This window comes from Methylocaldum sp. RMAD-M (genome assembly GCF_017832375.1).
Taxonomy (GTDB): Bacteria; Pseudomonadota; Gammaproteobacteria; order Methylococcales; family Methylococcaceae; genus Methylocaldum.
In genome coordinates this window covers 66,022-83,810 of the sequence record NZ_JAFIBZ010000010.1, presented here as the reverse complement: position 1 = coordinate 83,810, position 17,789 = coordinate 66,022, and the positions used below count along the sequence as shown (strand labels likewise).

Below are 17,789 nucleotides of genomic sequence, written 5' to 3'. Positions count from 1 at the left end.
AAGACGCCTACGGGGTCAGCTTCGCCAGTTGTGCCTGAAGGCGGTCGAAATTCTGTTCGTTCGCTTCGACGCACACCGCCCGGACCTTGTCGCATTCCGCGGCGCTTTCGAAGAGCATCCGCCATTCGAGCCGGGTTCCCCCGGCCTCCTCCGTGAAGGTGACCGTCATCTGAAACCGCGGACCTGACACATGCTGGAACACAATGCGCTCGGGCTCGACGACCTCGAGAAAGACGCTCTCGTTCGGATAATCGACCCCGTCGGGACCGTGCATGACAAAACGCCAGACGCCGCCCGGCCGCAGGTCGAATTCGTGAAAAGTGTTGGTAAAACCCTTCGGCCCCCACCACGCGGCCAATTGGGCGGGATCGCGCCACGCCTTCAACAAGCGCTCGCGCGGTACATCGAACACTCGCGAGCTGACAATTTCACGGTCGGCAGCGCTTGTCGGGGTGGAATCGGTCATATGGATTTTTTCTCCTCTTATCGATCGATGAAAAAAACAGTCGTCATCCAAGATCGAACGGGGCGGCTGTCGTCATGGGATCGGGCTAAAGGTCGAGCGTGAATACGGCTTTGCCGGTAGGCGGATCGAAGGGGAGGGAGCAATGCTCGTGCACGATCCGCCAGCTGCCCTTTTTCCGCTCATAGCCGGCCGTGAGCCGCATCCAGGTTTGCATTGCCGGATGGTCCTTTTCTTCCCCGGTGAAGCGGAACAGCCAGTGGGCGAGCGCCAGGTCTCCACTTACGAAGATGTCGAGGTCCCGCGTTTCTATGGCGAAAGAGTCCGGGAAGCACGGCAAGCACTCTTCCCAAATACGGCGGTAGTCCTCTGCGCCTTTGGTTTGGAACGGAGGTTTGCAATCGTAGAAAACGACATCAGGCGCGTAGCGGGACATGATTCGGCCCACGTCCTTGGCGCAGACGGCATCCATCTGATCGGCGATGAGCTGTCTAATCTGGGCTTCGTCGTAGGCTTGGATGGTTTCGGTTGCCATGGTGGTGGATCCTTATAGGTTGGTTTTCGGCGAACAGATGGAAAACGCCCAACTGCCGCTAGGTGGTCGAATGAAGAACCTCGAAATCGACATCACCGAAGTCCTCTCCCTCGGCATGCCAGTCCAGCACCCGTTAGGCCCGGCCATGGAGCGGTCCAGGGACGTTACCGTCGACCGGAGCAGTTTTCTCATGGCTGTGTTACGGCGTGAGGTCGAGCAAGGCGCGGCCGCTCTCGATATCGAAGGGCGCCGAAAAATGCTCGTGCACGATCTTCCATTGTCCGTTCAGCCTGCGGTAGCAGGCAGTCATCCGCATCCATCCGACTTTTTCCTCGCCGTTTTCTCCCGTTCCGCCGCACCGGTTGAGAGCATGGCAGAACGCCACGTCATTGCCTGCCACGATGCTCAGGTCGTGAATTTCGAAGATCATCGGGCCGGGACACAGGGCAAGGCAGGCTTCCCAGTGTTGTCGGTACGCGTCCACGCCCTTGAATTGCAATTGCGATACGGCATCGAATGCGAGGATGTCCGGGGCGTAGTGGGAAACGATTGCGTCCATGTTTCCGTCCAGCACGGCTTTCAGCCAGCTGTTCACCAGGTTTCGGATCTCGGTTTCGGTCGTTTCAGTTTTCATGGCTTTTCTCCCGTAGATGGATGGGTTGAGTCGGGCTTCACCGAAGTGGGGGGTACATGAGCTCCCTTTCACCCAGCGTATTTGTCATGGTGGCGCCACCATCCATACGGTGGAGTTTGCGGCCATCCGTCCGGAGAGTCTTCCCAATCCTCCTGCCGGCCGAAGGGTGTCAAGTCGAGGTAGCTCCAATGACTGCCGAGGTACTCGGCGCCACGTCCGGCCGTGAAGTAGGTTTGAAAGATGTTTCCTCCCTCGCGGAGGAAGACGCTCACGCCGAACGTTTCGCCCTGCTCGGTGGTGACGCCGAAGTCCCGGTTGAAGTCGCTTCCGAAAGAGGAATACCAGGGCACGTCCCAGCCCATGCGTTTCCTGAACGGCTCGATCTTGGCCAGCGGCGCGCGGGAGACGAGGACCCGCGAGGTGTCGCGGGCGTGAAGATGGGCGGGGTGGCCCATGCTGTCGACCACCCATGAACAGCCGACGCAACCCTCGTCCCGATTTGGGTCGAACATGAAATGGTAGACGATGAGCTGGCGGCGGCCCTCGAACAAATCGGGCAGATTCAACTGGCCGTCCGGTCCTTCGAAGACATAAGCCTTGTCGATCTTCACCATCGGCAGCCGGCGGCGTTCGGCATTCAGCGCGTCACGCGCCCGGGTGAGTTCTTTTTCCTTGATGAGCAGTTCCTCGCGTGCGGCGAGCCACTCGGCCTTGGATACGATTTTCGGTAGATAAATAGGGTGATTCATGGTGACCTCTCTCTGCGATCGCATGGTATTCGCGTCGGGCAGCGTCACGGGGCTCCGCCGTAGCGGCTTTCCACGTTCAGCACTGGCTCGATGGGGCGGACCTCGATGCTGCCAAGGCGCGCCGACGGCCACCTCGATGCGATCCGGACCGCCTCGTTCAGATCGGCGGCTTCGATCAGAAAGAAACCGCCCAGTTGCTCCTTGGTTTCGGCGAAAGGACCGTCCGTCACCGATAGTCCGCCGCTCCGAACCCGTACCGTCGCGGCGGTTCGAACGCTCTTGAGGGCGTGAGTGACGATCAGGTGGCCGCTTTCGCGAAGCTCCTCGACATAGGCGAGCGTCTCGCGCCGCAGGGCATCCCACTCGCTTGCGGACAAAGCGTTAAGTTTTTCTTCCGCTTCGTACGCCAGACACAGATATTTCATGGCTTTCTCTTTTGTTGAATTTCACGGGCGGGATGGACCGTATTCGTCCTACGGCTTCAACTCCCGGATCGGACGCACCTCGATGCTGCCCACGCGCGCCGGCGGGATCTTCGCGGCGATCTGGATAGCCTCGTTGAGATCCCGTGCATCGATCAGGTAGAACCCGGCCAGTTGTTCTTTCGTTTCGGCAAATGGGCCATCGGTGACCGACACCTTGCCGCCGCGGACCCGTACGGTCGTGGCGGTCTGAACCGATTCCAGGGGTTCTCCGCCAAGCAGATGCCCGCTCTCGCGGAGCGAATTGGCGTAGGCCAGGCATTCGGCATCTTTCGGACTTTCGGGGAGGCTGTGCAGCTTTTCTTCCTCGCTGTAAACCAGGCACAGGTATTTCATGGCTTCCTCCATATCGTGATGAAAAGGCTGTAGGCGCTGGATAGTCGTTTGGGGAGGCGCCGATTCGACACTTGATCGTGAAATCGGGAAAAATTTTTCCGGCGCTTTCCGAAAACGCAGAGAAGCGACCGTGGCTTCAGCGCAGAGCGCTGCGATGCCGCCGGACCGCCCTATATCAAACGTACAAGTAAGCCGAGTACAGATACTCGCTTCGTGAGGTCAAGGTTGGGCATGAGCGAGCGTGTGCCCGCTGAATCCTTTCGTCGGCTTTCGCGGATGGGTCACTTGCACGCTTTTGTTTTTCCGCCATATGCAACCGAATAAGGCTCGTCGAAGCATGTGATCAAGCGATCGACGACGTCGAGGTTCGGTACGGCATCTTGAAGTCTTGGCCCTTTGGCGATCTCTTCCCGGAGTTCGGCCAGTTTCTCGCGGTTTCGTTCCAGAAAGGCGATTGTCGCCCGGACATAAGCGTTCCACCGGATCGGTGACTCGGCCGGTTCATTTTCGTACAAAGCGGCCCTAAAGCGCGCGAGCGCCTCGTCTTTCTCTTCGGCCGCTGCATAGAGCTGACCCGCATGGAACCGCAGGTTCACGCGCTGCCACTCCTCAAGGACCTTGGCTTCTTTTTCGTACCGGTCGATCAGCTTGGCGGCTTCCAGATACTTTCCCTGATCGGCGATTTTGCGCCAGCCGCTGCCAGGGCGCTGGTCGAAGGTCTCATAACTGAGCTCCGGTTCCTTGGGGCTCTCATTTTTCTCCTGAGCAGGGGCAGCGGAAGAAAAAAGAACGGTGGCAGCCGACAGAAGCATCAAGCCACGCCTCTGCAACGAAAGCCGAATCATTTATGGATCCCTTTGATACAAAAGCGAAAAGAGGCCCTAACCCTGAGCCGCGGCGAGCTCGGCATCCTTGGCTCTGGCTCGCGCCACCGCTGGGCGGGTATTGATGCGGTCGATGTAGGTCTTGATCGTCGGCGATTCCGGCACGAGCTTGAACGCTGTACTCCAGGCGAAGGCGATGCCCCAGAGCACATCCGCGGCGGTGAACCTCTCGCCCAGAATGTAAGGCCCCTTTGCGAGCTGATCGGTCAGCGTTTTTAACATAGTGTCGTAATCGCCGTACGGGGAGGTCGACCGCGGAGCGGCCTCACGCTCCAAGCCTTTGTCCACCATGGCCGGTTCGAAACAGGAACCGTAGAACACCAGCCAGCGTAGATAAGGTCCTCGCAGGGGATCGCCGACGGCGGGCGCGAGTCCCGCCTCCGGATAGAGGTCGGCGAGGTAGATGAAGATTGCCACCTGCTCGGTGACCAGGGCATCGCCATGCAGCAGGGCGGGTACCTTGCTCATGGGATTGATGGCGAGATAGTCGGGCTTGCGCTGCTCGCCCGTTTTCAGGTTAAACACGTGCAGCCGGTAATCGGCGCCGAGTTCCTCGAGCAGGGTTAGGGTGCCGAGAGAACGGGTATTGGGGGCATGAAACAGGGTGACTTGGCGGTTGCCATCCATCATAGGTTTACTCTCGTTCAAAAGACTTCGGCATTGACGACATTCCAGAGGTAAAGCGAGGCCACCGTGCGATAGGGCCGCCAACGCTCCCCCAGAGAAATGAGCTGGCTGGGGGAGGGGACTTCCGGCATCCCGTAGACTCTCGCGATACCTTTTCGGAGCGCGTAGTCGTCGACCGGAAAGACGTCCGTCCGGCCAAGATTGAAGATGAGCAGCATCTCCACCGTCCACCGCCCCACGCCTCGAATCGAGATCAGCCGTTGCACGATCTCGTCGTCGTGCAGCGCAACGATGGCCCTTGCCGTCGGTACGGTACCGTCCAGAGTCTTGGCCGCCAGATCCTTCAGCGCGGCGGTTTTCGCTTTCGACAGGCCCGCCTCCCGCAAAGCCTCGTCGGGGGTATTCAGGAGTTCGCCGGGTTCCGGAATCGTCGTCCCCGGATAAAGTCCCTTCACCCGGTTCAGGATGGTGGCTGCCGCCTTGGGCGTCAGTTGTTGGTAAACGATCGCGCTTAGCAGCGCCGCATAGGGAGAGTGTTCGGCATTCGGCTTGAATGCGATGGGCCGGGACAAGCAATCGACCAGGCGGGGATCGAGGGCTTTAAGGCGCGCCGCCGCACGCCGGAGATCTTGTGCCGACTTGAGTGTCGGCGGCAGAGCCCAAGCGACTCCTTCGGCGGCCAGCATCCGGGATTTGGTCGCCAGTCCGCCCGGCGCCGAAAATCCGCCGGGCTTGCCGCCGGCCGCCAGTACCCGGTGGCAGGGGATGATCAGGGGGATCGGGTTTTTCCCCAGAGCCTGGCCGACGGCCCTCGCCGCACCGGGGCGCGCCAGGGCTTCCGCGATCTCGCCGTATGTCATGGTTCGCCCGGCCGGAATGGCACGAGCGGCTTCATACACTTCCCGTGCAAAGGGTCCCACGCCGTCGAGGTCGACATCGATGTCCCGAAAATCCTCGGCCTCTCCCTCGAAGTGCCTGCGAATTCGCTCGATAATGGCCGCGATCGCGGGCGGCGGAGCGCTAGCCGGGCGCGCGCCGGATTCCCGTGCGAGCCTCGCTTCCGTCGCTTGCGCCGTGTGGTCGGGAAGCTGAAACGAAGTCACTGCCGGCGGGGCGCCTTTGGTCCAGCCGTTGCGCCAGGCGATTCCGCAAGGACCGAGCGGGGTGTCGAAGATGCAGTAGTCGGACGGCTTCATGGGGATTGGTCCTCCGGATCGATGCGGACGGTTCATATCACCATCACGGATTTTTTGGGGGCAGGCCGGTAACGAATTCGATAGCCAAGTCGACATAATGCTGAAGTTGACGATCTTCCGCCAGCCCTTCGTCGGAGATCATGGCCCAGCCTTTCATGGGCTTTCCGGTGATATCCATCGGTTTGACATGGGTTTCCTCGAAAAGCCGGCGGGCCGTATGTTCGCCCACCCGGACGATCAGCCATGATCGATAAATGCCGACACACATGTTGCCGTGCAGCAGCCAGCCGATGCCGCCGAACATGTTCTTGGCCTCGAAGCCGGCACGCTCGGCGAGCATTTCCTCCAAGCGCTGCGACAAGCCCGGATCGCAAGCCATGATCAGTTCCTCCAAAAGTCCGGTTCAGCATTATCGGACGGTACCGGCGGCTCGCACCGGAGCTTGGGATCGACCGGCATGTTTGAAGTCGCTGCCGTATATCCAGCCGATAGCTGCCCCCGCGGCGGCGAATTGGATCAGGTGAAAGGTGCTCTGAACCGTCAGCCAGAGTTCGATGGAAGAGACCTGAATTTTCGCCGCGTTCGCCAAGGTCGACACGCTGAACAGGAACAAGCCCATGAGGCCGCCGAAAGCCAGCCCTGAGCGAATCGGCGTCTTTTCGCAGCCGAAGTACGGGTACAGCAGGGCGATGATCGCGCCCTGGACGAACATCGAAAGTAGACCGAGGGGGATGATCGGTTCCGCACGGTTGTATATGCCCAACTCGTGGTACACATCCTTGAACAGAATGAAGTGCCAGGGGGCGCCGATGGCGAACGAGAGGGCGACATAAGCCAGCACGGCCAACAGAAACTTTTTCGTCATGGAATTCCTCCAAAGCTTAAAATACTTGTTTATCAAAAGCATTTTAGAAACTACTGCAAACGCTTGCGTAACGCAAGCGTTGTTCTGGAGATTTGTCTTGCCCAAACTGTTATGCCATAGCGACAGCTCGCCCTGTCCGCTGGCCCATGCCCTGGACCTTATCGGTGATCGATGGACGCTCTTGATCGTCCGCGACCTGATGTTCCGCAACCTGCACGAATACAAAGATCTCCTCAATTCCTTCGAAGGAATTTCCACCAATATCCTGGCCGACCGGCTTCGCCGCCTGGTTCAGGCCGGCCTGATCAAATCCGTCGCGCACCCGGAAAGCAAGACCCGCAAGCTGTACTACCTGACGCCATCCGGCAAGGCGCTGATCCATGTCATGATCGAAATCGTCAAATGGTCCGATGAGCATGTGGGCACTGCCAAGATTCCGCCCGACGTCGCCGGTCAGTTGGAGGGGAACCGCGACGAATTTGTCAGGAAAGTTCTGGAGAAGCTGGAACGCTGGGAAGCTGAGCACTTGGCCTGAACCGTCTCCCGAGCCAAGCCGGCACTTGGCAAAGGCAATGCCATGTGCGAAAGTACAGCGCTTGCATAATACAAGTATTTAAGCTTGGGGCGCCTCGAAGCGTGCAGCGATGCGCCCCGAAACTATCCCGACCCGCAGCAAGGAGAGACACTATGACCAGCCCTTCCAAGCAGCACGGACACCTTCAGACTGATTGGACAGTTGAGAAAGTCCCCACGGATACACTGGTTAGAACATACATTATGGTCGGCATTATCGTCGCACTATTCGTTGCGATGCTGGTGGCGGCTATTCGGATGACGCCCGCTACTGCGGATGTCCACCTGAATCCCGGCATGTTGATTAAGCCAGTTGTTGCGCTTGCCGGCCTTACAGCCATGGTGACGGTACTGATGGTCGTATACAGAAACCTTGCATTCATCCGTGGCACGGCATCGGAGCGTTACTTCCGGACTTATGCGTCGACTGCGCCAGTGCCCGCCGAATGGATTGAACGTCCTGCCAGAGCGTATATGAACCTCCTGGAACTCCCCGTCCTTTTCTATGTTGTCTGTTTGTTCATGTTGACGACTGGCAAGTTCGACAATGTGCAGGTTGCTTTGGCCTGGATTTTCGTGGCAACGCGCTATGCCCATGCGGTTATCCATATCGGCTTTAATTACGTGCCGGTCCGGTTTGCCGCATTTTTTGCCGGGTTCATCACGCTTACGGTCATCTGGACTCGATTTGCGGCACAGAGCATATGAACCAACTGGGCACGATGTAGAAATACGCGCCGAACCGGAGTGAGCGCCGCCACAAGGACAAGGCCGCTCTTTTACGTTCATGTTTTCCGAGCCACGCCGGGTTAAGCATCATCGGTCTTCTCGGACGCCGCGACGGCCAGCAGGTTGGCGTCGCGAAAAACCCTCCAAGCCCCATCAGCTCCCTTGCGGAGAATGGTTAGCGTGTCGCCGGTCCGCTGTACCGGAACCCCCCCGTTTCGGGGCGTCACGGTAACCGATAGGCAGCTCCAGCAATAAGCCCAATTTTCCGAGATCTCGATCTCCCGAATCTCGCCCTCGACATGCAGGCGGTGGGTTTGCAGCACGTTGCGAAAGCCTTGTTCGAATGCCTGCCGGCCGCACATCGGAGCTTGCCCTGCGACCAGGAAAACGACGTCTTCCGACATGAGGGGCAGAATCTCGGACACCTGGCCGGATGCGGTAGCGCGATGCCAGGTCGTTATCAGTTCGCGTATGGATTGCTCGTCGCGTGTCATGAATGGTTCCTTGCTTTAAAAGCGGTCTGCCTGATCGCTGTCGCTCCTCGCCGGACGACACGGTCAGAGGCTGCGCCCGTCGAAGTGCTTGGTCGAAACTCGTGACCAATCGATGCCTTCGAGACAGCGGGCATTGATGGCCGCCATGGCGCGGCCCGAGGGGTCGGTGCCTTCGCCAAAGGTATGAATTCCGCAGCGGGCGCAGAATCGGTGTTTGATCCGGCCGGTATGGAACGTGTACGTGGAGAGATTTTGTTCCGGTGTCAACAGGCGAAGTTGCTGCCGCGGCACGAACCAGAGCAGCGAGCCGCGTTTGCTGCAGATGGAACAATTGCACTCGATGACGTGTTCGATATCGCCTTCGACCTCGAAACCGATTTGCCCACAGTGGCAGCTACCTTGGTAGACCATCGTTTCATTCCTTCTTGAAAGCCAGCGCCCGCCGGGCGATCTCGGATGGCTCGACATCCTCCACATGGGTCGCTATCAGCCAGTGGTTGCCGGCCGGGTCTTGGACGCCTGCCATACGGTCGCCCCAGAACTGATCGCCCGGTGCCATGAACGACGTCGCACCGGCATCCAGTGCCGCGCGATAGGTCGCATCCGTGTCGGGTACATAGAGATGAAGCAGTGCCGGTATACAAGGACGTCGTTCCATCGCCTCGCCCATCATCACGATCGAATCTCCGATTTTGACCTCGGCATGCATGACGCGCCCCTCGGCGTCATGAATTCTGATGCACTCGATGGCTCCGAATGCGGTCTTGAGGAATTCGATCAGCCGGGGGACGCCTTCCACGACTACAAAAGGCGTCACGGTATGAAAGCCGTCGGGAATCGGTTTAACGGTCATCTCTATCTCCTTCGCGAAATGGGTTCAGATTGTCCAAAATGGTTCTTTTTCAGTGCGTGCGTGATGTTTGCCGGTCCCCTCCCTCTTTCCAAATGCGCGGAGGCTAATCGTCGAGCCCCGTACCATCAGTGTCATCGACAACCCGGCCAGCCACCCCGCTGCTGCTCACGGCGACATGGATGTTCTCGGGCAGACGTATGGACGTTCCGACTCCGGATATCTGGATGGATTGCACGGTCGCACCGGATAAAACGGTAATCCTGTGATTGACTCCGCTAACCCACAATGTCCTGATGGCGCTCCCGGAAGGCACCCGAACGGTATTGCCGTCTCCCGAGACGTAGAGGTCGAACAGGCTTGGATGTGAGGCCGATATGTCTTGTCTTGCTCCGGACACCTTGACTGTCGCAATGTCGCCGTTTCCTGCCGTGCCGACCAAGGATTTGTCGGCGCAAGCGGACGCGATAGCCGCAAGCGCAGCCGTGACAACGAACCTTGCAAGACGATGCAACCTCATAACGAATCTCCGTGATTAAAACAAAGGGGTCGGAATATCGCCCCACACGACGTGGGCAGGGGGCGTTTCGATGGCGGTAACCTTGCCGGCGGCGATGTCGACTTCGACCAACAGCAACGGATCGACACCATAGGCCGATCGAACGATGTCCGTCCCGGCCGCGCGCTTCTCATGGATGCGCGCTTGGCTGAACAGGATCTTGTAGTAACGTCTGTCGAAGTTCGCCGGCGTGTGGTGGCCTCCTCGCCCCGGCTCGAGGTCGATCGGCAAGTCGGCCAGGTGCCAATCCCGAGGTACCACATGGACCACCAGCGGATCCGCGCCAAAGCGCGCCAGCAGCTGCGGAACCTCTGAGTTCTTGAGTGCGGTACGATAGGCCGCGAGCAGTTCCTCCTCGCTGAGCGGAGCAGGCGACAACACGGCGGCGCGGTTTGGGTAAACCGCCGTGATTTCCGATAGCGTATATTCCCGCAAACCGAATCCGATGAGCAAGGCAGCGATGATGCTCGCGACGGCGCCCAATGCACCGAGTCCGATCCGGGGATGTCCGCCGCGATCCGCGGAATGCGGAATGAAAGGCAGAATCGGCGGGGTGCGGGCTTGGTAATCCCGGTAGGCTTGGCCGAACTCCGCTTCGCAGCGCCGCTCTTCCAGGGCGGCGAGATAGCGATACATGAACAGCATCGCCACGTATGCGATCAAGACGAGAAAGCGCGGCCACATCAGCAGGGTGCCCAGTCCAAGCAGCGCCAGCGCGGTATATTGCGGGTGACGGCTGAAGGCATACAGGCCCGTCGTGACCAGTCCTTTTTGGCGGAACTTGTTCCAATAGAGCTGGCCCGCCGAGGCCAGGAACCATGCCGCTCCGATCACTGCGAAGACCCCGCCGATCCAGGGCAGCGCGTTGAGAACCGGACTCCGGGTCGTCGAAATATGGGGCAGAAAGAACTGGGTCAGCCAGGCCGTGGCTTCCCAACGGTTGAGAACATTCAAGGCCGGCCCGTACAAGGAGTAAAAATAGAGGGCGGCCGGACTGATCATGAACAGGATTTCGAAACCGATGACCAGGTAAACGATCCATGCGGTCGGCTTCAGCAGCCGTTTCGGGGTAGTGGAATTCTCGGGTCGAGACGGGGCGTTCATTGCTTGGGACCTCTCCATTTGAGTTGGATAACACGATAATCCCGATCGGTTACGGAACGGTTTCGCCGAGTGGCAGATTTGTAACGGCCGATTTCATTTGCGCCATCTGTTACCGAAAGTTACAAAGTTTTTCTGGAATGTTGTGAAGGATGTCTGACAATCCGCCCATGTCGAAGTCTCCGCGTATTCTGATCGTAGACGACGACCGCGAACTCCGCCAATTGTTGTCCGGGTTTCTCGCACGGCATGGTTATCGAGTGGATGCGGCGGCGGATGGACACGCCATGGCGAGAGCCATGGATGTCGCGCGCTTCGATCTGGTGGTGCTGGATTTGATGTTGCCGGGCGACGACGGCCTCGCGCTCTGCCGCCGGCTGCGGGCGACGTCGAATCTGCCGGTGATCATGCTCACCGCGCTCGCCGAGGAGACCGACCGCATCGTCGGACTGGAAATGGGTGCCGACGATTATGTCGTGAAGCCGTTCAGCCCGCGCGAACTCCTGGCCCGAATCAAGGCGGTGCTGCGGCGTACCGGTGGAGCGCCGAGTCATGCGTCCGACGGAGCCAAGACATTGGTCTTCGACGGCTGGCGGCTCGACCTCGCCAAGCGGGAACTGCATTCACCGGAGGGCGTGCTGATGCCGCTGACGAGCGGCGAGTTCGATCTCTTGGCGGCCTTCGCGGAACATCCGCAACGCGTCTTGAGCCGCGACCAGTTGCTGGACTTGACCAAAGGACGCATTGCCGGCCCGTACGATCGCAGCATCGACGTACAGCTGAGCCGGCTGCGCCGCAAGATCGAGGCCGATCCCAACGACCCGACGCTGATCAAGACCGTGCGCGGCGGCGGTTATTTGTTCGTGCCCCGTGTCCTTCGCGAGAAGTGAGACCCAATGAGACTCTGGCCCGACAGCATCGCCGGCAGGATCGTTGGGCTGCTCGTCGCTGGGCTTGCTCTCACCATGTTGGCAAGCCTGTCGATCTTCATGCTGGATCTGTTCCACGGCAAGGGATGGAACGAGACTTTCCGAAACCTGCACCGTACCGCCGTCGTCGCCTCGGTGCTGAATCGGGTGTCCCCCGATTCCCGGCCGGCCTTGATTCCCGCCTTGAGCGAACCGGGCCTGTCGGTTGCCTGGCGGCCCGGAGAAACGCCGCCCGCCATGGCTCAAGACGCGATGACCCACCATCTGGCGCGCGATGTCCGCGTTCTTTCGGAGTCTTACGGGCTAGAGCGGGTCGAGGCCGGGTATCCGGCCGGCGCGCAGCGGCCGGCATTGGACTGGATGATGCCGGCACCGGGCCCTCTGCACGTTTGGGTGGCGCTGTCGGATGGCACCTGGGTGCAGTTCTCGATGGCAACCGAGCGTGTCGGCGCGCTTTCGACCTTGCGGCTGGTGCTGGCAATCGGCGTGTCATTATTCGGCATCATGGCGTTGGGGCTATGGGCCGCGCGCAAGGTGACCGCTCCACTGGCCCGGTTCGCCCTTGCCGCGCAACGGCTCGGCGCCAATGTGGATGTCCCGCCCATGAGCGAGACCGGCCCCAGCGAAATCCGCCAGGCCGCGGCGGCTTTCAACGACATGCAAAACCGCATCCGCCGCCTGATCGAAGACCGTACTTTAATGCTGGGCGCCATTTCCCACGATGTGAGAACCGCACTGACCCGGCTGAGATTCCGCACGGAATTGATAGTAGACCCCGCTCAACGCCGGAAAGCGGCCGCCGACCTGGACGAGATGGAATCGATGCTGACAGCGAGCTTGTCCTTCGCCCGCGACGATTCGGCGGCGGAACCTCCGACCGTTCTCGATCTGTCGGTACTGCTGCAAAGCCTATGCGACGATTTCGCCGACGCCGGAAAGCCTGTTTCCTGCGAAGGCCCCTTGCATCTGAAATATTCGGGCCGCCCGGTGTCGCTGCGCCGCGCCTTCGCCAACCTCATCGACAATGCCCTGACCTACGGGCGAGCAGCGGACGTGGTGCTGATCGATAGCGGCGACTGCATCGAGATCACCATCGGCGACCGCGGACCCGGAATTCCCGACGCGATGAGGGATCGGGTTTTCGTCCCGTTCTTCCGCCTGGAAGCCTCGCGCAGCCGCAAAACCGGCGGCACCGGGCTGGGGCTCACCATCGCCCGCATGGTCGTGCGCCGCCACGGCGGCGAAATTGCCCTGGCCGACCGACCGGGCGGCGGCTTGCTGGTGAAGGTGACTTTGCCCAAGGTGTCGTCCCCGGTTTTTGCCGGCCCCTGACTGACATCGGCGATTACAGATGTTGTAGGTCGGCAATCCTTTGCCGACAACGGCTCGATAACCGGATTCGCCTACGGCTACTATCAGTGGAAGCAATGGGGAAGAGCGGGTTACCGCGAACTGAGAAGATGCGGGGTCAGCGTCCGGGAAGCCTGGAACACCAGTAAATCGGCGCATGGCCCCTGGCGGCTTAGCAAGACGCCCGCTTTGACGCTGGCCTTACCGCGCCGTACCTTCCTTAACCTGGGGCTGCCGGAGCTGGCAGCATGAGATGGCCGTTATTCATCGAACCGCCGTGGTACCTGACCCGTATGCCCGGTGGTGTGGGAGGAGCGGTGCCGTAAGGCATCGCCCTATCCCGATTATGTGTCAACAAAAACGTTAGCTCCGCAAGATCTGTTATGCCCCTTCGTTCTTGGAACGATAGTCTCCTGAACGCCAAGGAGACGTTTCTTTGAACACTAACACAGCGAAGGTCCACGCTCGGTTCCGGAAGGTGCTTGAATACATTGATAACCACCTGGAGGACGACCTTTCCGTGGAAATACTCAGCGGTGTTGCGGCCTTCTCGAAATATCATTTCCACCGGCAGTTCTCTGAACTCTTCGGGATCGGTGTATACGAGTATGTTCAACTTTGTCGCTTGAAACGAGCCTCTTATCAGCTAGCATTTCGCAGCCACCGCCAAGTCATCGACATAGCTTTGGCCAGTGGCTACAAAGGGCCAGGGTCGTTCTCTCGCGCATTCAAAAAGAGCATCGGGCAGTCACCTTCCGAATTCAGGCGTCAGCCGCAGTGGAATCCTTGGTACGCGACCTATCAACGATTGAGCGAACTAAGGAGCAATCACATGAAATCGATAACGAACGGCGAGCAGGTCAAAATCGTCACCTTCAATGAAACCAAGGTCGCCGCGCTTGAACATCGTGGCGACCCACAACTGATCGGTAACTCAATACGGAAATTCATCGAATGGCGAAAGCAGAATCATCTCTCGCCAAAGGTTAGTGCCACATTCAACATTCTCTACAACGACCCGGCAGAAATCGCCCCTGAGGATTATCGTATCGACATATGTGCAGCAACCGTTCACGACCTCGCCAACAACGAAGTCCGGATAGTGAGCAAAACCATTCCCGGAGGCAGATGCGCGGTGTTGCGGCACATCGGCTCCGATGACACCCTTCGAGATACCATCCGATACCTTTATTCCGAATGGTTGCCGCAAAGCGGAGAAGAACCGAGAGATTTTCCGATGTTCTTGCAACGAATCCGGTTCTTTCCGGATGTGTCGGAAGGCGAGGCTGTTACTGACGTATTTCTGCCCATTTATTAGCTCACAGGATGCGCTGAACGAAGGGAAGCCCCCTTCGACCGGGCTCAGGATAGGCCCTTCGACTGGGCTCAGGACAGGCATTGTTCGCGATCGATGCGGTTCATGCCGGACCTCCCTATCCGGCACCCTGCGGGCGGCTCCGCCGTGCAAATTGGCCTCGCCACGCTACGCTGTCCCGCTTCGCTCGCGAGTCCGGGGCAGCCCGTCCCTGGCCTGCCCGCTCGTCGCGTTGCGCCTCGCCCTGCCGATTTGTCGTACCTCAGCGCATCCTATGAGCTGAAGCGCATTCACGCCGGTTCGCTTTTCTGGACGAACCGTTCCGCACGCGCCGACAAGGCGCGATAGACCTGTTCGTGGAGCGGCGCGGGAATTCCGTACTGGCGCGCCATTCCGACCACGGCTCCCGTCATCGTTTCCAATTCGGTCCGCCCGCCTTTTTCGAAGTCCATGTGCATGGACGATTTCGCACCATGGGGAAACGATGCGGCCTTGCCCAGCGAGAGCTCCCGGATGTCGAGCGGGAGACGAACGCCTTTCGCCCGTGCGGCGCGTTCGAGTTCTTCGTATAGTCTGATCAGGACCGCCTTGCTTTCGTCGTCGTCCATGAGTTCGCCGAGAGTTTTGTCGAAATAGGCCGTCGCGCTCGCGAAAGGCGAAACGAACAGATATTTTTCCCAGACCACGGCGTCGATGTCCCGCCGGTACTCGGCCTTGATGTCCGCTTTCCGCAGGAGCGCTTCGATCGCTTCGAAATCTCCGGCTGTTGCGCTCTCCGGGCCGAAAAACAGTTTGCACGATCCTCCGGCCTGGTGGACTACGCCTGGGGCAGCGAGGCGGGCGCCGATGTAGACGCAACCGTTGCAAATGCGCGCTTCGGGGAGAATCGCTTTCAAGCGTTCGGCGTTGTCGACGCCGTTGAGCAGCGTGATGATCGTGGTCCGTTCGTCGACATTGCCTTTGAGGGAATGCGCGCTGGATTCGAGATCGTAGGACTTGACGCAAAACAGGACTAAATCGAAGACCCCAAGCTCGGACGGATCGTCGGTGGCCACGTGAGGCCGCGAGGTAAAGCTTTCGTTTTCGGTAGTCAGACGAAGGCCGTGAGCCTGGATCGCCCTCAAGTTCTCGCCCCTGGCGACGAACACGATCTCGGGATCATTTCCAGCCGCGTAAAACCGGGCCAGCTTGCCGCCGTAATACCCGCCCACCCCGCCGATTCCGATGATGGCTATTTTCATTTCTTTCACGATGCTGTGCTAAGCAAGAGAGCGATTCCGAGGGCGAAACCGCCGAGGTAAGTACCCAAGGCTCCGATGATGCGAAGCGGATGGGGCCGGTTGAGATCGGCGGACATCAGCATGCCCGCCGCATGAAGCACTCGGCAGAGGGTGAGGGCGACTACCGTCCACTCGACCCATGCGCCGGCGCCAACGGTATTGAAGTAAAGAAAAAGAACGATCAACAGGGGCACGTACTCCGCGGCATTGCCATGCGCGCGAATGGCCTTGTTGAGGGGGCTCGACGGATCGGCATCCATGCCGATGAGCGTTTTGCTAGCCCCCTGACGCCCGGAGACATGAACACTCAGCAGAAAGTATAAGACGACGAGAAGACCAGATAGGTGTTCATGAAGCTGGATTCTCCTGAGGGCGTCGAACTGCCTGGTTTAGAACGGACGTACTGTGGTATGTCCTTTTTAGGTCGGAGCACGGAATGCCGGCTAATTAGTCATCCGGCGCAGCCAGCATGGATTGCGGCAAATGATCGGTGATGTCAAACCATGGCGCCTTGGAACCGACCATCACATGACGCATGGGTTTGCAGCCGGGATCGCTGTCGACCGTGCCCAATGCCAAACCGAAAGCTGCCGCCGAAGCCCGCATGGCAAGAAACTGCAGGGTCGAACCGCACACCTCGCAGAAAGTTCGCGTGATCTCGGGAGACGACGGGTAGTGTCCCAAGAACTCCTCCCCCTGGACCCACCGAAAATTTTGGACTTCGACATAGCCCCAGGTCGCGAAGGCTGCGCCGGTAGATTTTCGGCACATGGCGCAGTGGCAGTTACGCGCGAACTGAAGCGGGTTATCCATTTCATATCTGATCGTGCCGCACAGGCAGCCGCCGGTAATCATTCTGTGTCCTCGATAGGGTTGTTCGGTAGGGGAGCAACGGTGATGGTGCCAGCTGCTCGTAGAGCAAGACCTTACCGCAGGAGCGCGTCGGTCACGCCTTTCATGTCGGAGGCTACGATATCCGGTTTCTGAGCCAGCGGGAACAGGGGGATTCCCTGTCGCGCGACAAACGCGGCGTGCCATCCCGCCTGCATCGCGCCGAACACGTCCCAGGCATGCGCGGCGATGAGCCGTAGTTTGTTCGGCTTGGCACTGAGATGCTCGGCTGCGCTCCGATAGACCTGCAAATCGGGCTTGAAACGGTGTATGGAGTCCACCGAGATGGACTCCTCGAAATACTCGGTGAGCCGGGCGTTTTCCAGCTGTGCCTTGACGGCCGCTGGGCTCGAATTGGTCAGCGTGACCATTCGGAAGCCCGCGGCGCGCAAGCGTTCCAAACTGTCGACCATGTCCGGGTGGGGCGGGAGCGTCAGTATGCCTTGCAGAATACGCTTCTTGTCCTCGGCGGAGAGCTTGATTCCCTTGGTGTCAGCCAGCATGTCCAGCGTCGCTTTGCCGATCGATCCGAAGTCGGAGTACGCGTCGGTCAGGGACACAACCATCGAGTATTGCAAAAGAAGCGAAAACCACTCGTCCAGCGCGGCGCCGTTGCCGAACGCATGCTCGAATTGCGGCCGAAGCGCATTCAGATCCAGCATCGTCTGATTGACGTCGAAGACCAGGATGCGAGGCTTCCGCTCGTCACCCGATCGCGGTCGTCGCTCTGCCTCATTGCGTGGGCGAGATACTTCCGAGTCACCACGGCCGGTCTTGGCGAAGACGTAAAGTGGGTTGGTCAGGATGAGAGGCCCGAGTGACGACGCGGCAAGCATAAATTTTCTCCGGGTGATGGACGAACTCATAGTTCTTGGTACCTCGAACGAAGGGTGGAAATTGGATGGGTCCGGTCCGTGTCGACCGACTGATGCGCATACGGCGCTTCA

25 protein-coding genes are annotated in these 17,789 nt (G+C 59.4%); 5 read left to right on the top strand and 20 right to left on the bottom strand.

What is annotated here, in order from left to right; genetic code table 11:
* Positions 1–7 precede the first annotated feature (7 nt).
* The 11 genes from JOD69_RS12025 to JOD69_RS11975 all read right to left on the bottom strand — a co-directional run bounded on the left by JOD69_RS12025 (position 8) and on the right by JOD69_RS11975 (position 6,771).
* On the bottom strand, positions 8–466 hold the full coding sequence (locus JOD69_RS12025; RefSeq protein WP_077728693.1) for an SRPBCC family protein: 459 nt from the start codon (positions 464–466) through the stop codon (positions 8–10).
* 85 nt (positions 467–551) lie between these two features.
* A complete protein-coding gene (locus JOD69_RS12020) occupies positions 552–998 on the bottom strand; it encodes a nuclear transport factor 2 family protein (RefSeq protein ID WP_086134028.1) in 447 nt (148 codons plus the stop codon).
* A gap of 199 nt (positions 999–1,197) precedes the next feature.
* Positions 1,198–1,632 (bottom strand): SgcJ/EcaC family oxidoreductase, encoded by a 435-nt coding sequence (locus tag JOD69_RS12015; protein WP_086134029.1) that lies wholly within the window; start codon positions 1,630–1,632, stop codon positions 1,198–1,200.
* Between the two features lie 68 nt (positions 1,633–1,700).
* Positions 1,701–2,381 carry a DUF899 domain-containing protein gene (locus tag JOD69_RS12010; RefSeq protein WP_077728749.1) on the bottom strand — a complete coding sequence of 227 codons (681 nt, stop codon included), beginning with the start codon at positions 2,379–2,381 and terminating at the stop codon, positions 1,701–1,703.
* Between the two features lie 44 nt (positions 2,382–2,425).
* A complete protein-coding gene (locus JOD69_RS12005; protein ID WP_077728696.1) occupies positions 2,426–2,806 on the bottom strand; it encodes a YciI family protein in 381 nt (126 codons plus the stop codon).
* A 48-nt stretch (positions 2,807–2,854) separates the two neighbouring features.
* The gene (locus JOD69_RS12000) at positions 2,855–3,199 is read right to left on the bottom strand and encodes a YciI family protein (protein WP_077728697.1); all 345 of its coding nucleotides are present in this window, start codon (positions 3,197–3,199) and stop codon (positions 2,855–2,857) included.
* A 281-nt stretch (positions 3,200–3,480) separates the two neighbouring features.
* Positions 3,481–4,044 carry a hypothetical protein gene (locus tag JOD69_RS11995; RefSeq protein WP_086134030.1) on the bottom strand — a complete coding sequence of 188 codons (564 nt, stop codon included), beginning with the start codon at positions 4,042–4,044 and terminating at the stop codon, positions 3,481–3,483.
* A 36-nt stretch (positions 4,045–4,080) separates the two neighbouring features.
* The gene (locus JOD69_RS11990; RefSeq protein WP_205781038.1) at positions 4,081–4,713 is read right to left on the bottom strand and encodes a glutathione S-transferase N-terminal domain-containing protein; all 633 of its coding nucleotides are present in this window, start codon (positions 4,711–4,713) and stop codon (positions 4,081–4,083) included.
* 14 nt (positions 4,714–4,727) lie between these two features.
* Entirely contained in the window at positions 4,728–5,906 is a 1,179-nt protein-coding gene (locus JOD69_RS11985) for a methylated-DNA--[protein]-cysteine S-methyltransferase (RefSeq protein WP_077728699.1), read from the bottom strand.
* Positions 5,907–5,949: 43 nt separating this feature from the next.
* Positions 5,950–6,285, bottom strand: a complete 336-nt coding sequence (locus JOD69_RS11980) for a TfoX/Sxy family protein (RefSeq protein WP_133718821.1) — start codon at positions 6,283–6,285, stop codon at positions 5,950–5,952.
* A gap of 30 nt (positions 6,286–6,315) precedes the next feature.
* A complete protein-coding gene (locus JOD69_RS11975; RefSeq protein WP_205780664.1) occupies positions 6,316–6,771 on the bottom strand; it encodes a hypothetical protein in 456 nt (151 codons plus the stop codon).
* A 97-nt stretch (positions 6,772–6,868) separates the two neighbouring features.
* Here JOD69_RS11975 and JOD69_RS11970 point away from each other — a divergent pair, with 97 nt between their 5' ends.
* A complete protein-coding gene (locus JOD69_RS11970) occupies positions 6,869–7,306 on the top strand; it encodes a helix-turn-helix domain-containing protein (protein WP_168183797.1) in 438 nt (145 codons plus the stop codon).
* A gap of 152 nt (positions 7,307–7,458) precedes the next feature.
* The gene (locus tag JOD69_RS11965; RefSeq protein ID WP_086134033.1) at positions 7,459–8,052 is read left to right on the top strand and encodes an MAPEG family protein; all 594 of its coding nucleotides are present in this window, start codon (positions 7,459–7,461) and stop codon (positions 8,050–8,052) included.
* Positions 8,053–8,153: 101 nt separating this feature from the next.
* Here JOD69_RS11965 and JOD69_RS11960 read toward each other — a convergent pair whose 3' ends face one another.
* The 5 genes from JOD69_RS11960 to JOD69_RS11940 all read right to left on the bottom strand — a co-directional run bounded on the left by JOD69_RS11960 (position 8,154) and on the right by JOD69_RS11940 (position 11,080).
* Positions 8,154–8,567, bottom strand: coding sequence for an SgcJ/EcaC family oxidoreductase (locus tag JOD69_RS11960; protein ID WP_077728703.1), 414 nt, complete (start codon positions 8,565–8,567; stop codon positions 8,154–8,156).
* A gap of 63 nt (positions 8,568–8,630) precedes the next feature.
* Entirely contained in the window at positions 8,631–8,978 is a 348-nt protein-coding gene (locus JOD69_RS11955; RefSeq protein ID WP_077728704.1) for a GFA family protein, read from the bottom strand.
* A gap of 4 nt (positions 8,979–8,982) precedes the next feature.
* Positions 8,983–9,420: a VOC family protein gene (locus tag JOD69_RS11950; RefSeq protein ID WP_077728705.1), complete on the bottom strand. Its 438-nt coding sequence runs from the start codon at positions 9,418–9,420 to the stop codon at positions 8,983–8,985.
* A gap of 103 nt (positions 9,421–9,523) precedes the next feature.
* Positions 9,524–9,937, bottom strand: a complete 414-nt coding sequence (locus tag JOD69_RS11945) for a hypothetical protein (protein WP_077728706.1) — start codon at positions 9,935–9,937, stop codon at positions 9,524–9,526.
* 15 nt (positions 9,938–9,952) lie between these two features.
* Positions 9,953–11,080, bottom strand: coding sequence for an isoprenylcysteine carboxylmethyltransferase family protein (locus JOD69_RS11940; RefSeq protein ID WP_166642692.1), 1,128 nt, complete (start codon positions 11,078–11,080; stop codon positions 9,953–9,955).
* A gap of 167 nt (positions 11,081–11,247) precedes the next feature.
* Between JOD69_RS11940 and JOD69_RS11935 the strand changes: the two genes are divergently transcribed.
* From JOD69_RS11935 to JOD69_RS11925, 3 genes are all read left to right on the top strand, one after another.
* Entirely contained in the window at positions 11,248–11,967 is a 720-nt protein-coding gene (locus JOD69_RS11935; RefSeq protein ID WP_077728708.1) for a response regulator, read from the top strand.
* A 6-nt stretch (positions 11,968–11,973) separates the two neighbouring features.
* A complete protein-coding gene (locus JOD69_RS11930; protein WP_205781039.1) occupies positions 11,974–13,338 on the top strand; it encodes an ATP-binding protein in 1,365 nt (454 codons plus the stop codon).
* A gap of 454 nt (positions 13,339–13,792) precedes the next feature.
* A complete protein-coding gene (locus JOD69_RS11925) occupies positions 13,793–14,674 on the top strand; it encodes an AraC family transcriptional regulator (protein WP_086134034.1) in 882 nt (293 codons plus the stop codon).
* A 287-nt stretch (positions 14,675–14,961) separates the two neighbouring features.
* Here the strand turns inward: JOD69_RS11925 and JOD69_RS11920 are convergent, their stop codons facing one another.
* From JOD69_RS11920 to JOD69_RS11905, 4 genes are all read right to left on the bottom strand, one after another.
* Positions 14,962–15,912, bottom strand: coding sequence for a 2-dehydropantoate 2-reductase (locus JOD69_RS11920; protein ID WP_240506935.1), 951 nt, complete (start codon positions 15,910–15,912; stop codon positions 14,962–14,964).
* 5 nt (positions 15,913–15,917) lie between these two features.
* On the bottom strand, positions 15,918–16,313 hold the full coding sequence (locus tag JOD69_RS11915) for an MAPEG family protein (RefSeq protein WP_077728719.1): 396 nt from the start codon (positions 16,311–16,313) through the stop codon (positions 15,918–15,920).
* Between the two features lie 85 nt (positions 16,314–16,398).
* Positions 16,399–16,806 (bottom strand): GFA family protein, encoded by a 408-nt coding sequence (locus tag JOD69_RS11910; protein WP_086134036.1) that lies wholly within the window; start codon positions 16,804–16,806, stop codon positions 16,399–16,401.
* 71 nt (positions 16,807–16,877) lie between these two features.
* A complete protein-coding gene (locus tag JOD69_RS11905) occupies positions 16,878–17,678 on the bottom strand; it encodes a haloacid dehalogenase type II (protein WP_168175342.1) in 801 nt (266 codons plus the stop codon).
* Between the last annotated feature and the right edge of the window lie 111 nt (positions 17,679–17,789).